Below are 15,171 nucleotides of genomic sequence, written 5' to 3'. Positions count from 1 at the left end.
AACCTCTTGATTTAAGCGTTTGTTTGGCGCTCCTTCTTAATGCTTGTTTTCTACAGCGGTCATTTTGTCCTTGTATTACAGTTGGTTACTGTAATCAAATGTGACGTAACCTCCTTTTTTTTGTTGCAGAACTCTGCAACAATCGCTACGCACGTTAATAGAAAATAGCGGCATTATTATAAAAATGGGGTTGAATGTATGAAGTATGTAATAAGAAAATCGGCGATTTTGCCTTCGATTTCACCATCGAATCCTCCAACTACCTGAGCAGCTAGCAGCTTAAGGTACGACTAATAAACATTTCTAATTTTGAGTTTGGCCTTCAATAAAAGGCTGACAAATTACTAATCGGAAGTAACAGCAATGTTAAACAAATCAACAATTGCAATCGCTATCGTCGCTATGCTTAGCGCCGGTTCAGTGAACGCTGTAATACTAGATGGTGACAGTCAAGGCGACCATGTTCGCTTATATGGCGAAGTGGGTGTAGGTGGGCATTTTGATACCCATGCAGATTATAACCACGATGAATTCTACGATACCAAAGGCTATGTAGATGATAGCTTTGCGACTATGGGCGTATCGGGTCAACGTGAAAAATTCACTTATCGTCTTGAACTTGACTACCAACGCCGTAACTGGCTAGGCGGAGACGGTGAATTTGAATTGGCTATCGACAAATTATACGTCGGTTACCGCTTAACTGATCAGCAGTGGGTAGAGCTTGGCTTGACCGATACCGCCTTTGACGATTACGACCACTTTGGTGACTTTACATTCAATAAGTCCATCGAAACCGGTGAAGCCGGTGACCAAGAAAATACGGTTAAGTACCAAGCCAAGTTCGAGCACCTTGTTACCGGCGTTTCATACTCATACAACGGTGAGCACAAAAGTGGTGCACTACAAGGTGACATCATTAACGGCTATGTAGGCTGGATGACTGATCTGCTGTCTGTTGTAGTTGGCCTAGAAACTCGCGGCGGCTCTAATGGCGTCAGCAAATATGGTGAGCAGGAACAGATCGGTTTAGGCGTGCGTCTTAAACTGATGCCTGAATTCTCTATTGGTCTAAATGGCTTTATAGAAGATGAAGACTTATCTACACGTAAGAGCGGTGACATACACCTAGATTATCAGACCTTCCGCAACCAGGGGTTAACGGTAAGTGCCAAGTATGACCTAAATGAACATTGGGAAATCATCGGCTCCGTTAACCACGAAGAATACGAAGGTTGGGATCTTATCAGCCCTAACTATGACTACTCTGAGCTACCACCTGAGTACGGAAAAGAGCGTCAATGGGCCAGCCTAGGCTTCAACTATCGCCCAGCTCGCGACATCGTGCTGTCACTAGAAGGCCGAGTAGGGGAAGCCCCTGAAGCTGGCTACGCATACGTGCGTATGTACTTTTAGTCCTAATTGAATTCAACTTTCTATAGAGCTTACTATGAAGAAAAGTTTCCTATCGCTGGCCATTGCCAGCACTATCAGCATGGGCGCCTTTGCTGGCGTTGAAGACCTGCTGATCACTGAAATGACCCAAAGTACCGATGCCAATGTGGGCGCGGTTGAGATCACGAATACTGGCGCTGATGCCTTTACCTTTACTGCAGATATTACTGCTTACCAACGCTCTAGCGGCAAGTACGACAACGAGTTGCTTAATGCTGATGCTAAGCCGTTGTTGACAGGCGAGACACTTGCGCCTGGCGCGTCAATGGTGATTGTTAACAGTCGATCTAGCGAAGAGTTTCGTAATGCCATTGAGACTCAAGGTGGCACTGTTGTCGTTTCTACCTATGACAGCAGTAATAAGTACAACAACTTGTTCATGACCAGTGATGATGGTTTCTTCCTGAAAAATGGTGATACCGTTATCGATCGTGTTGGAGCCGTGAACGATAATAGCAAGTGGGCACCGAACACTACTTTACGTCGTAAAAAAGCCGCTGACGGCAGTAATCCTGCTCAATCAGGCACTTTCGATGCGACTAAATGGCAGAACATCTTGCCAATGAGATTTGATGATTTAGGTAAATCAGAGCTACCTGCTGCTGATGCTGAAGACATCATGGATATCTTCACTTGTCCAACTGATCAGAGTGAAATTAGGTCGCCTAGCGAAGTTCAAGGTACAGGCTTTACTTCGCCTCTAATTGCAGCTGGTGAAACTGAATCCGCTGACAAAATTGCTGTAGAAGGGATTATTTCAGTTAAGGTATCTATCCCTAATGAAGGTTTCTATCTTAACAATATAGCTTCAGACAACAACCCTGAAACCTCCGATGGCATCTTCGTTAGTTCAAGTGCAGCAGCTGATCTTAAAGTCGGTCAAACTGTTTGTATTGGCAGCAAAGTGGCTGAGTTTGAAGGTCAGACACAGCTGTCAGCAGATACCGCATTTAGCTGGAACGTTACTGATACTAACATTGTAATTGCCCCAACCGATATTCAGGTATTAAGCTCTGATAATGGTTCTTTCGATAAGACCCTAGAGCGTTACGAAGGTATGTTGGTTAATCTGCCTGAAGATTTGGATCCAAGTACGCCTAGCGATGAAGCCAAAGAGGATATGCGTATTACTCGCAGCTTCAGCTACAACTACCTGTTAAGTAGCAAAGGGCATAACCGTAACAACATGGTTGCCGCTTATAAGCGTCCGAATTTACAGCCTAACCACTTGCATGTTGCAGGTAGTCCAGAGTCTAAAGGGGCTTATGAGCAAAACAATGACTATCGTTTAGTGATTGAAAGCTCGCCTAAGTCAAACGGCACCGAGCTGCCTTATTACGCTGGTTTTAACAGTGACCCACATACTAACTACATCCGTATCGATGATAGTCTGGTTAACGCGCAGGGTGTGATCAGCCAATACGAAACTGAGTTGATCCCTGGGACTGATAAATATGATCAGGACTACAGCCTGACTATAACTAACGCGTTGACTAGCGATAACTTTATCCACAACTTACCGCGTACAGATAAACCTGATCTAGATGACACTGTGGCAGAAAATGATTTTGCTATCCGTGTTGCCAGTCAGAACTTGTTTAACTTTTTTAACTCTCCTTTCGGTGGCGACAATAACAACTTTGGTCAGAGCCGAGGTGCAGATAGCTACGATGAATACATTAACCAGAGAACCAAGCTGGTAGAGATTATTCGTGCTCAGGATGCCGATGTTATGGCCCTGATGGAGATTGAAAACAATGGTTTTGGCGATGCCAGTGCCATTGCTGAGATTGTCAACCAGGTTAATATTCAGTATGTCGATGAGCGAGCTCAGGATTATAATGGTCCTAACTCCACTGAGAACCGTTATGTGTTTGTTGGTTTCGACAACAACGGCAATCAAATGTTGGATAACCTAGACGCTATTGGTTCTGACGCTATTGCAACTGGTATCATATACCGCCCAAGCAAAATGAGCGTTGAACGCACTCGCGTTATCCCAATGCCTCAGCAGAAAGCACCTACCATAGTGAACGACTTAGGTGAGGTGATCAAAGATCAGAACCAGGAAATTCTAGAGAACGGCCAGAACTACCACCGTGACGCTCTAGTTGTAACCTTTATCGTTAACCAAACAGGCAAGCGCTTGACGCTAGCGGTAAATCACCTTAAGTCAAAAGGCTCTACTTGCTGGGAAGAGTGGCAAGGTGTTGAGTTTGGCAATGCCACGACATGGAACAACCGTACTGCACCAGATTTGGACTACCAAGGTTCTTGTGCTGAGTTCCGCGTAGCCGGTGCTGTGCACTTAGGTGAAGAGATGGAAGACGTTCTTGGGGATAAGATTATCCTTGGTGATTTGAACGCTTATGGTAAAGAAGATCCTGTACTCGTTCTTACTGAGAACCCACGCAACAAGACGATCGTTACCGCTAGCCACACTTTCCTTGGACCTAAGCCTCAGTTTAATGAAGATGGCTCTGCAGCCGTAATCACTAAGACTTATGGTTACATCGATATCGTCGGTGACGTCTATAAAGAGAAGGGCAAGACGCCTTGGAGTTACTCTTTCAGTGACGAAATAGGCTCGCTTGATCACATCTTGATCTCACCATCGCTAAAAGATCGCGTGATTGATGCCACAGACTGGCATGTTAATGCAGCAGAAACTGGTCTGTATGACTACCAGAACCGCTTCAAAGGTACCATCGACGGTACTGGAACGCATAAGTTCTATAAAGAGGACATCTATCGCGCGTCGGATCACGATCCTGCGCTAATCACTCTTAGCTATAAGCCTGGCGATGCGGATGCAAACGTGCCTCTGAACCTGCCAAAACTGAGAAAGTTAATCAAGGTTCCTTATCAAATCCCAGCGGGTGTTACTGCTCAAGTTGGCGATGTAGCGACTGTCAATATGACTCCTACAAATGATGAAGAGCGCTTAGATTTGAGCCAAATGGTGTTGCCTAATGTGGTTGTTTCTAATGACGCAACAGCTTTAGTTAATTTCGAAGTCTTCGGTGCGCCATCAGCTATCTACAACGTTAGCGTAAGCCTGCAGCGTGATGGCCAAATTGTGGAAGGGTCTAAGCAAACTTTCAAAGCGAAGGTATCTAGCCGTGACTCTTTGATTGCTGACATTGTTGAAGAAGAAACCGACAACACTGGCGGTGACGGTAGTGCGGGTAGTGCCGGCTTCATCAGCTTGTTATCCCTGTTCGGACTAGCAGCTATACGCCGTCGTCTTCGCAAGTAAGCGTTGATCTCGATAATGAAGCACACAGCCTGCGGGCAGTGTGCTTCCCATCAAGGATTCAAAAGAGATACGATTATGACAATTAAAATGAATGCAGTTGCTGCGGCTACTGCTATGGTTTTGGGCGCTTTTTCTACTACGGCAAGTGCTGATTTACTGATTACAGAATACATTGAAGGCGGCGGATTCAATAAAGCTATTGAGCTTTATAACTCTGGTGATGCTGCACAGTCTTTAAATGGCTATAAGCTAGTTCGTTACAAAGATGGCGCAACGACTACGACAGATATGGTCGCATTTACAGATCAAGAAATACCAGCAAAAGGTATCTTAGTTGTTAGACATACTGATGCTGTATTGAATCTCGACGCTAGCGTAACGGAGATGATTGGCGGGCTTCAACAGAATGGAACTGATGCCGTTGCGCTGCTCAATGGCGACACGGTAATTGATATTGTTGGCGCGGTACCTACCCCCAAAGATTGGGGTAAAGATGTCACGCTGCGACGTAGCGATACTACTAGCTCCATGCTAGCTAAAGATACTTTCGACGAGAGCGATTGGACTTCTCAACCCAAGGATACTGTCGACGGATTTGGCTGTATTGGTGAGAATGCCTGTAGTTTCGTTGCTGAGCCTGGTGTGTTGTTGATTACTGAGTACATTGAAGGTGGTAGCAACAATAAAGCCATTGAGATCTCCAATGTCGGTGGTAGTGCTATCGATCTTGACGCTAATGTTTACCAGTTAGCCAAGCATTCCAATGGTGCTGTAGATGCTGGTGATACTGAAATTTTGTCTGGAACTATAGAGCCAGGCAATAGTATTGTCTTCCATAATTCTGGTGCAACCGATGAGTTTAAAGTCGGAACTGAGTCCAAAGTAACTTGGTTTAATGGCGACGATGCTATGGTGCTTACCAAAGATGGTGCTGTCATTGATAGCATTGGTAAGGTTGGAGAGCAGCTAAAATGGAGCGATGGAGAGTTTTCCACTGTAGATAAAACACTACGTCGTAAAGATTCTGTCAAGGTCGGTGACACTGATACCTCGGATACCTACCCTGGAACTTCTAAGGAGCAATGGCTTGTTTTGGCTAAGGATACCGCTGATGGCCTTGGTTGTGCTGGCGAGAGTGCCTGTGATGGTTCTGTGACGCCGCCTGAACCAGAGCCTGAAACTGGCCCTTGCACTGGTTGCGAAACGCTGACTCCGGTTGCCGATCCGACTACGTTCAATGCTGAGATCTATTACTCAGATGTACTGAGTGGTGATTTTGCTAATGCCGAAGAGCTTAAAAATGCTCTATCGGTAATCATTGCCAAAGATCATAAGCAACTGAGCTATAAGCAGGTTTGGAGCACGCTGACCTACGCTGATCAAGATCCTGCTGACGATAAGAAAGTTATCGAGATCTACACTGGTGAATCTATTTCAAAGTACGACAACCAGACTAGTGGTAGTGGTGCGGGCAAGTGGAATCGTGAGCACGTCTGGGCCAAGAGTCATGGTTTCCCAAGCGACTCACAGTGGGGCTACACCGATGCTCACCACCTGCGTCCTTCAGATCCTGGCATCAACACAGCACGAAGCAACAATGACTTTGGTGCATGTAGCGACACGGGTGAAGAAGTACTATTCAACGGTGTTGGTACAGGTAATTACCTCAACAAAACTACTGACTGCTGGGAACCTCGTGATGAGGTTAAAGGCGATGTAGCTCGTATGATCATGTATATGGATACGCGTTATCAAGGTACCGATACAGCGACAACGAATATGCCTGATCTCATCGTTGTTGATCGTCTAACTACTACTGCTGAAGATAGTGAGCCGCTCATCGGTACGCTTTGTACTTTGTACGCATGGAACAAGTTAGATGCTGTTGATACTTATGAGCAGAATCGTAACAATCAAGTATACAAGTACCAGGGCAACCGTAACCCATTCATTGACCGTCCAGAGTTAGTACAAGAAGTGTATGGTGCAGTCTGTGGTGACGATCCAAACCCTGCTCTGGTAGTTGATGGTGATATTGTTACTCCTGAGAGTGTAACTGAAGGTACTGCATACACTATCGATGCTTCTGCAATCACGGCTGGTGAAGGTGTTACTCTTACTTACAAGTGGGAGCAGATTGTTGCTGAAGAGAAGACGGTTGTGGGCGACCAAGCTGTATTATCTCTGACTGCACCAGAAGTTAAAGCCGATGAGACTTTGAACTTTACCTTGACCATCAGTGACGGTAGCTTGGCCACAACCAAAGACGTTAGCCTGAGCGTAGTTAACGTGCCTTTGACTCTGAGTGTAGAGTTTGCAGGTGCAACCAAAGTTACTGAAGGAGATAAAACTACCATTACAGCCACTGTTGCTGACGCTCCAGAAGGTACTAGCTACAGCTGGAAGCAGCTTTCAGGAACCACGGCAGAGTTTACCGCTACAGGCCTGACACTTGATGTGACTTCACCTAGCGTAAATATCGATCAAGTGCTTGTGTTTGAGCTCACGGCAACTGTTGGTGAAGAAAGCTTCAGTAAGTCTGTTAGCCTTGAAGTGGAAAACACTGAAGAAGCGGGTTGGACTAAGCCTGATGGTGCCGGTAGTTTAGGTGGCCTTATGACTTTGCTGCTACCGCTAATGTGGTGGCGTCGCCGCCAAGGCTAGTCATTCGCTAAGCCTATAAAAAGCAGCACCGGGATCGCTCTTGGTGCTGCTTTTTTTAACTGTACAGACGTTGCCTTATATTCCATCTTGGCGCTTTGGTATCACGATGAGAAAGCTAATCAATAAAGCGAATGGCAATGTTTATCTGTTTAATACTGAAGGGTTATTATGAATACTTCACTCCGTCCTTCTCGCCTGCTTCTAACTAGTTCAGCTATCGCCTTTGCGTTGGCATTGACTGGCTGTGGTAAGAAAAAGGTGGAAGAAGCGCCTAAAGTGCCGAAAGTGACTGCATCTGCCGCCTGTATAGCTGCAGGCGATGACTGCAAGCGCTTTACCTTGCTTCACACCAATGATCACCATGGCCGTTTTTGGCACAGTAAAAATGGTGGCTATGGCATGGCAGCGCGGAAAACCATCCTTGATGAGATCCGCAAAGAGGTTACTGAGCAGGGAGGGCAGGTGTTACTGCTCTCCGGTGGTGACATCAATACTGGCGTTCCAGAATCTGATCTGCAAGACGCCGAGCCAGACTTTATCGGCATGAACCACCTTGGCTATGATGCAATGGCCGTGGGCAACCATGAGTTTGATAATCCATCAACGGTGATGGATAAGCAAAGAGCTTGGTCAGAGTTTCCATGGTTATCGGCCAATATCTATCGCCAAGTTGATGGTGAATGGCAACGATACTTTGAACCCTACAAGGTGTTTGAGGTACAAGGCTTGAAGCTCGCCGTCGTCGGCCTAACTACCGAGCATACCGCTGAAATCGGTAATCCAGAGTATGTTGCAGATTTCAAATTCACTTCAGCTCAAGCTGAGGCAAAAGGTGTTTTGGCAGAACTTGAGCAGAAGCATCATCCTGATCTGGTGTTTGGCCTCACCCATATGGGCCACTATGAAAACGGTAACCATGGCAGTAATGCTCCGGGTGATGTTGCTCTGGCTCGCAGCTTAGAGCCGGGTCAGATCCAGGCTATCATTGGCGGTCACTCACAACTGCCTGTATGTATGGAAGGCGACACTGGTGAATACGTCGAAAAGTATGCTCGAGATGAGCCTTGTAAGCCTGATCGTCAAAATGGTACTTGGATTATGCAAGCCTACGAGTGGGGCAAATTCATAGGCCGTGCTGACTTTGAGTATTACGCTGGAGAGTTGCATCTAGCAAGCTATGAGCTGGTGCCCGTAAACACTGAAAGCAAGTATGGTTTTATGCTGCATTCTTCGATGCTAACCCCCAAGGATCCAGAAACTGTTGAGCTGCTGCGTCCTTATCAGCGCAAGGGGCAGGTACAGCTGAGGGAAGAGATTGGTGTTGCAAAGGCAGATTTCATTGGTAAGCGTAAGGTGGTGCGTTACCAAGCGATGCCTCTAGGAATAATGATAGCCCATGCTCAAACTCAGCTGCCTGTACCTGCGGATTTCGGCATCATGAACTCCGGCGGTATTCGTGCCAGCATAAAAAAAGGGCCTATTCGCTATCGTGATGTACTCAAGGTGCAGCCTTTTTCTAACAGTGTGACTGTGACTGAGATGAATGGCGATGAACTGAAACAGTATCTGTCTAAGGTGGCACTTAAGACGCGAGGCTCTGGAGGCTTTGCTCATTTTAGTGGCATCAAGATGACGGTTGACTGTAAAGCGAAAGATGTCGACATCAAAGCTATTGGCGACAAACCTTTCAAGCTAACGGATAACTATCGTTTTACTCTCCCTAGCTACAACGCTGCGGGCGGTAACAAATATCCCAAGCTAAAGGAAAAAGCTCGAGATACAGGCTTTATTGATGCTGACATGCTCTATCAATTCATCAAAAAGCATGACTCGCTCGATCCTGCCGACTATAACACCGCGAAAGATGTGCGTTATATCAACTCCAGAAATTCTGATGGTTGCGGTGGTTAAGCTGATTATTAGTGAAGGTCGTTAGCTGAAGCTTGAGGCCTAGAGCCAGTGATCATAGCATTGAGTGATTTGGCCGCTAATAACGTCAATATTATCGGTTTGATTAATAGATAAAAGCAAAACGGTATAAAACCTAAAAGCCATTTCCAGACTAGGAGATGGCTTTTCATTTCCGCTTAATAAATGGCTGTTAAGCTAATCGAGTGGTCATAGGTGAGTTGATTTCTAGACTGACTAACCCAACCGTCAATGATGACATGGACTAAATTGTCTTTTACTCGCTTTTTAGCGCTCAATATTATATCAGTGACTAAATATGTGTGTTAATTAGTTACATTTCCGTAGTATTTGGATCTTAAATTGGCTCGGTTAATGCTATTCCCCTACCAAATCTATAACGTTACTTCCTATAAAATCTGTTGCCAAGTCGTAGTTGGTTGTTGACTTTGCTGGGTTTGGTGTGAAATTTTTGTCTGCATGTTTTTATGAAAAGTTTAACTTTTACCCTGCTCAGTATAGTTAGCTACTCAAAGCTTTGAAACCTTAAGTTTATTCTGTAAATTCACGCTAGATCTCTTGCGGCTAAGTGCATCCTGTATACACTGCACCCATATCAATATTTATGTGGTTCTAAATGTATGGAAGTTTTCATCAGTTTATTGGGCATGCTCTGTTTGATGGGTATTGCGGTAGCATTATCTGAAAATCGCAAAGCTATCAACCTACGTACCGTGCTCGGTGCATTGGCATTTCAAGTCGCCTTTGGTGCATTTGTGATGTACCTCCCTATGGGACAATCCATGCTCGACGGCGCTTCAAGCGGAGTGATGCATGTAATCAACTACGCTAATGAAGGTTTAAAGTTCCTATTTGGTGGGCTCGCCACGTTTAGCTTAGGATTTATCTTCGTCATTAACGTGTTATGCGTGGTGGTGTTTATCAGCTCTCTAATTGCAGTGCTCTACTACTTGGGCATTATGCAGCTGATTATTGGTGTGATTGGTGGTGGTTTATCAAAGTTACTTGGTACTAGCCGCGCCGAGTCACTCTCCGCGACCGCGAACATCTTTGTTGGGCCCATCGAAGCGCCATCAATGGTGCGACCGTTCGTTAAACACATGACACGCTCAGAGCTATTTGCGGTGATGACCGGCGGGTTGGCATCTGTTGCTGGCGGCACCATGATTGGCTACATTCAGATGGGGGTGGACGTTAAATATGTTCTAACAGCAGCCTTCATGACAGCGCCAGCGGGACTTCTGTTTGCCAAGTTAATGTGGCCAGAAACAGAAAAGCCAGTAAATGACATTAAAAAAGTTCTCGATGAGCAAACTGACAAGCCAGCCAATGTGATTGATGCTGCTGCTGGTGGCGCGGCTATGGGCTTGCAGCAAGTGCTTAGCGTATCAGCGCTATTACTCGCTTTTGTCGGTCTTATCGCCCTTGTGAATGGTTTTATTGGCGGTATTGGTGGCTGGTTCGGCTTCGAGGAGCTAACCATGCAAGCGATATTAGGCTACATTCTTGCGCCTCTTGCGTGGGTGATGGGAGTGCCTTGGAGTGAAGCGGTTCAGGCTGCATCATTTATCGGTCAAAAGATGGTCATTAACGAATTCGTCGCCTATATCGATTTCCTAAAAGTGTCTGATCAACTGTCTGAGAAAACGCAGATAATTATTAGTTTTGCCCTGTGTGGCTTTGCCAACATAGGCTCTTTGGCAATGGTAATGGGCGGCTTAGCGGCGCTCTGTCCTGAACGCAGACATGATTTAAGTGAACTTGGCATGAAAGCACTAATTGGCGCGGCACTGGCTAACTTAATGAGCGGCACAATCGCAGGTTTGCTATTTAGCATCGCGGGATAATTTAAAACAGAGATTGTAAATCTAACTAGGGTTTTGGTGTGCTTGCTGAGGGGTCAACAAGCACCTAATTGATACAAAAGGAAAGACTATGACACCACATATTAATGCCGAAGCAGGCGCATTTGCTAAAACTGTGCTTATGCCTGGCGATCCACTGCGTGCTAAGTACATTGCTGACAATTTTCTAGATAATGCGGTGTTAGTGACAGATGTACGTAACATGTTGGGTTATACCGGTGAGTACAAAGGCAAACGCATCTCAGTGATGGGATCAGGCATGGGGATCCCTTCGATCTCTATCTACGCCAAAGAGTTGATTACCGAATATGGCGTCGAGAATATTGTTCGAATTGGTTCATGTGGCGCAGTCAGTGACAAAATCAAGTTGATGGATGTGGTGATGGCAATGGGAGCTAGCACCGACTCTGCCGTTAATAAAACGCGCTTCGCTAATACTGATTTTGCCATGATTGCCGATTTTAACCTGTTAAAACGTGCCACTGACTCAGCAGAAAAGCTAGGGGTTAACTACCACGTTGGTAACCTTTATTCATCAGATCTATTCTATAGCAGTGATGAACAGCGTTACGACTTGATGGAGAAGTACGGCATTTTAGGCGTCGAGATGGAGGCTGCTGGCCTTTATGGTGTTGCAACAGAATTTGGCGCTAAGGCATTGGCAATGATGACTGTGACAGACCACTTGCGCCAGGGGTTGCATTTGACGGCAGAAGAGCGCCAGCAAACATTGAATGAGATGATTAAGCTGACACTTGATGCCGTTGAAGACTTAATTTAATACTCGACCTTTTGGCCTTAATAGAGAGTTAAGCCACTACTGATATTGTTCAGTGATATAACTCTTTACCCTATGGCGCGCGATTAGGCACACAAGTTGAACGTGAAAACGTGACAGCACCTAATATTAAGCTTAACCGCGCGCCAACTCTTCCTATTTAGCTACTTTTTGTCTCGACTGCCACTCGTTAAAAACACAACCTGTACTCATCTTACCTGTTTAAACAATCTTGCTTACACAGTAGACTGTCGACAATAACTACAACAATGGATGTAACAGATGTCGATTTGGTTTAGACCGGTAAGCTTAGAAACATGTGCCAAGATGGATTCAGGGATGCATGGCAAAGGTACGCTAATGCAAACAATGGGGATCACCATCTCAGAGATTGGTGATGACTATATGAAGGCAACGATGCCGGCATCTCCTGCTGTGCATAACCCTCTCGGCATTGTGCATGGTGGCGCAAACGTCGCTCTGGCAGAAACCGTAGCCAGTTATGCCGCGAATTTCGCAGTCGATTTTGAGCAGTATTATTGCGTCGGACAAGAGATCAATGCTAATCATCTAAAAGCATCACGGAATGGCACATTAACGGCGACTGCAAAGCCTATACACTTAGGCAAGCGCAGCTCTGTGTGGGAAGTATTAATCCACAATAGTGCTGGTGAGTTATGTTGCATATCGAGAATGACTGCAGCGGTAGTAAAACGCTGATAAGCAATAGCTGAAGGTAAGCGCACTATAGAGTATTTAATTACGCAATAAGCTGTTGCATTGGCAATCTATTGCCCATACTCAGTATATGATTTTTTAGGATAAAGGTTGGAGCGAAAATGGATAGCGCAACAATATGGGAATGGGTGGGGTATTTAGCTTCTGTAGTGGTTGCCATATCGCTGATGATGTCAAATATCAAAAAGCTACGCTGGTGGAACCTGATTGGTGCAGCACTGTTTGTGGCTTATGGCTTAGCAATTGATGCTATTCCAGTCGCATTAGTTAACTTTTTCATTGTACTGATTGATGCATACTATTTAGTTAAACTCTATAAAGCCACGCCTCAGGAGCAGGGCAATCCAGATTCTTGAAGAGGTTTTATTATCGTTTATTAGGCATGAGTGAATACTCTGCTAGCTAGGGAGGCAATATCAATTGACCTCCTTTTACTTTACATCATCTGTAACGTTCAATTACTCACCCCTGTAAATTTACACGCCCCAACTGATGTCTTATATCACTCTACTTCGTAGCAGTCTAAACGTTCCTCTAAGTGATACTTCACCTATTATCCAATTGATTAATTTAGATATTAAGACAGTTGCAGTTAATGCTATCTGCTTAAACGTTTATTGTATTTTCGGCGAACACTGGTCTTAGTCAGAAAGTTAGCCTACTACTCAGATAGAATTTTTAAATAACCAATCTATATTTGCGTTTAGCGTTATCGTTTTTAATCGCTTTATTGTTTTGCGTGTGACGACTAATATTAATCCATCGACAAGAGGTCAATATCACCGCAGCGCGTTATCGTGTTGCACAGAGGAGATAAACCATGGCCACCATTTTTGATTTAATCGAAACTTGGCTTGAACCTAGCCAAGATTGAGGAGTAATTTATGAGTCAGCAAAACCGAGTTCTTACTGCACAAAATGGCGCACCAATTAGCGACGACCAAAACTCACTGTCGGCCGGTGAACGTGGACCGTTATTACTTCAAGATTGGCATTTAATTGAAAAGCTGGCGCACTTTAACCGCGAGCGCATCCCTGAGCGTATTGTGCACGCGAAAGGTACAGGGGTTTACGGTACATTTACCCTCACTAAAGACTTAAGTGACTTCACACTGGCAGACCATTTCAACGGCGTGGGCAAGCAAACAGAAACTTTTGTACGCTTCTCTACCGTTGGTGGCGAGATGGGCAGCGCGGACGCTGAGCGAGATCCTCGTGGTTTTGGCCTACGCTTTTACACAGAGCGCGGTAATCACGATATTGTCGGTAATAATACTCCGACCTTTTTCCTGCGTGATGGGATTAAGTTTCCAGACTTTATTCATACCCAAAAGCGCAATCCGCAAACGAATTTAAAAGATCCACATGCAATGTGGGACTTCTGGGCGTTGAATCCTGAGGCGCTGCACCAGGTAACTATATTAATGTCAGACCGAGGCATTCCAGCAAATTACCGTCAAATGCATGGATTTGGTTCGCACACTTTCTCTTTTTGGAATGCCAAAGGCGAGCGCTTCTGGGTTAAGTTTCATTTCAAAACCCAGCAAGGTATTGCTAACTTGACGGCTGAGCAGGCAGATATATTAAAAGGTATCGATCCTGATTCATCGCAGCGTGACATGGTGGCAGCGATTAATGATGGCAACTTCCCTAAGTGGAGCGTTAAAGTTCAGATCATGCCGGAAGTTGAAGCGAATACTTATAAGATCAATCCGTTCGATCTGACTAAAGTATGGCCTCATGCTGACTACCCATTGATAGAGATTGGCGAATTAGAGCTTAATCGTATGCCGCAGAACTACTTTGCAGAGGTCGAGCAAGTTGCATTGGCGCCAAGTAATCTAGTACCTGGTGTGGGCGCATCACCAGATAAGATGCTGCAAGCGCGTTTATTTGCTTACGCTGATGCACAGCGCTACCGTATTGGCGCTAACTACAACCAATTACCCGTGAATTGCCCTCATGCAACGACGGCAAACCATCATCAACGTGGCGGCGCAATGGCCGGAACTCAGTGCCCATTCTCTGGCAGTCAAACCGGTGGTGATGCGAGTCGTAACTATGGCCCTAACAGCCATGATGGTTTGCAAGATCAGACGCAGTTTGCTGAGCCACCACTGCGCTTAGATGGTGAAGCTGACCGTTACAGTCGTTATAACCAAGATGACTTTAGCCAAGCCGGAGACTTGTACCGCTTACTACCAGAAGATGAGAAGGCAAGATTGATTACAAACATTGTCGGTACATTAAGTGTGGTCAGTGAAGCGACCCAAACCAAGATGATTGAACACTTTACTGCAGCTGATAGCGACTATGGCCAACGCATTAAACAAGCATTGGGGTTGTAAAAGGTTAGAAGGTTCTAGTTGCTAGAAACAACAGGTTCTAGCAATAAAGAAATAAGTGCAAACAAGCACAGAAAAGGGCAAAACAGTTGATTCTGTTTTGCCCTTTTTTTGAATAAGCACCTAGCACCTAGCACC

General features: G+C 45.3%; 9 protein-coding genes. All 9 read left to right on the top strand.

The features are described 5' to 3' along the window. Positions 1-363: 363 nt before the first annotated feature. Positions 364-1,416 carry a porin gene (locus AB4135_RS01765; RefSeq protein ID WP_371989798.1) on the top strand — a complete coding sequence of 351 codons (1,053 nt, stop codon included), beginning with the start codon at positions 364-366 and terminating at the stop codon, positions 1,414-1,416. Between the two features lie 34 nt (positions 1,417-1,450). Further along, positions 1,451-4,714, top strand: coding sequence for an ExeM/NucH family extracellular endonuclease (locus AB4135_RS01760; RefSeq protein ID WP_371989796.1), 3,264 nt, complete (start codon positions 1,451-1,453; stop codon positions 4,712-4,714). Between the two features lie 75 nt (positions 4,715-4,789). Further along, positions 4,790-7,378 (top strand): endonuclease, encoded by a 2,589-nt coding sequence (locus tag AB4135_RS01755; RefSeq protein WP_371989794.1) that lies wholly within the window; start codon positions 4,790-4,792, stop codon positions 7,376-7,378. A gap of 168 nt (positions 7,379-7,546) precedes the next feature. After that, the gene (gene ushA, locus AB4135_RS01750; protein WP_371989792.1) at positions 7,547-9,289 is read left to right on the top strand and encodes a bifunctional UDP-sugar hydrolase/5'-nucleotidase UshA; all 1,743 of its coding nucleotides are present in this window, start codon (positions 7,547-7,549) and stop codon (positions 9,287-9,289) included. A 638-nt stretch (positions 9,290-9,927) separates the two neighbouring features. Beyond that, complete coding sequence (locus AB4135_RS01745; RefSeq protein WP_371989791.1) at positions 9,928-11,154, top strand: NupC/NupG family nucleoside CNT transporter; 1,227 nt, start codon at positions 9,928-9,930, stop codon at positions 11,152-11,154. Positions 11,155-11,242: 88 nt separating this feature from the next. Next, complete coding sequence (deoD, locus tag AB4135_RS01740; RefSeq protein WP_371989790.1) at positions 11,243-11,953, top strand: purine-nucleoside phosphorylase; 711 nt, start codon at positions 11,243-11,245, stop codon at positions 11,951-11,953. A 279-nt stretch (positions 11,954-12,232) separates the two neighbouring features. Beyond that, complete coding sequence (locus AB4135_RS01735; protein ID WP_220735737.1) at positions 12,233-12,670, top strand: PaaI family thioesterase; 438 nt, start codon at positions 12,233-12,235, stop codon at positions 12,668-12,670. A gap of 119 nt (positions 12,671-12,789) precedes the next feature. Continuing rightward, the gene (locus AB4135_RS01730) at positions 12,790-13,044 is read left to right on the top strand and encodes a hypothetical protein (protein WP_371989788.1); all 255 of its coding nucleotides are present in this window, start codon (positions 12,790-12,792) and stop codon (positions 13,042-13,044) included. Between the two features lie 528 nt (positions 13,045-13,572). Further along, complete coding sequence (katB, locus tag AB4135_RS01725; protein WP_371989786.1) at positions 13,573-15,036, top strand: catalase KatB; 1,464 nt, start codon at positions 13,573-13,575, stop codon at positions 15,034-15,036. Positions 15,037-15,171 lie beyond the last annotated feature (135 nt).

The sequence above is a fragment of the Shewanella sp. 10N.286.54.B9 genome, assembly GCF_041468565.1.
Lineage (GTDB): Bacteria > Pseudomonadota > Gammaproteobacteria > Enterobacterales > Shewanellaceae > Shewanella.
Note: the sequence above shows the minus strand (reverse complement) of the source record. Positions and strands in the feature narration are given on the sequence as shown.

Excerpts from the sequence above, each read along its gene's own strand:
- AB4135_RS01765 (WP_371989798.1), top strand. The coding sequence starts at position 364 with ATGTTAAACAAATCAACAATTGCAATCGCTATCGTCGCTATGCTTAGC.
- AB4135_RS01760 (WP_371989796.1), top strand. The coding sequence starts at position 1,451 with ATGAAGAAAAGTTTCCTATCGCTGGCCATTGCCAGCACTATCAGCATG.
- AB4135_RS01755 (WP_371989794.1), top strand. The coding sequence starts at position 4,790 with ATGACAATTAAAATGAATGCAGTTGCTGCGGCTACTGCTATGGTTTTG.
- ushA (WP_371989792.1), top strand. The coding sequence starts at position 7,547 with ATGAATACTTCACTCCGTCCTTCTCGCCTGCTTCTAACTAGTTCAGCT.
- AB4135_RS01745 (WP_371989791.1), top strand. The coding sequence starts at position 9,928 with ATGGAAGTTTTCATCAGTTTATTGGGCATGCTCTGTTTGATGGGTATT.
- deoD (WP_371989790.1), top strand. The coding sequence starts at position 11,243 with ATGACACCACATATTAATGCCGAAGCAGGCGCATTTGCTAAAACTGTG.
- AB4135_RS01735 (WP_220735737.1), top strand. The coding sequence starts at position 12,233 with ATGTCGATTTGGTTTAGACCGGTAAGCTTAGAAACATGTGCCAAGATG.
- AB4135_RS01730 (WP_371989788.1), top strand. The coding sequence starts at position 12,790 with ATGGATAGCGCAACAATATGGGAATGGGTGGGGTATTTAGCTTCTGTA.
- katB (WP_371989786.1), top strand. The coding sequence starts at position 13,573 with ATGAGTCAGCAAAACCGAGTTCTTACTGCACAAAATGGCGCACCAATT.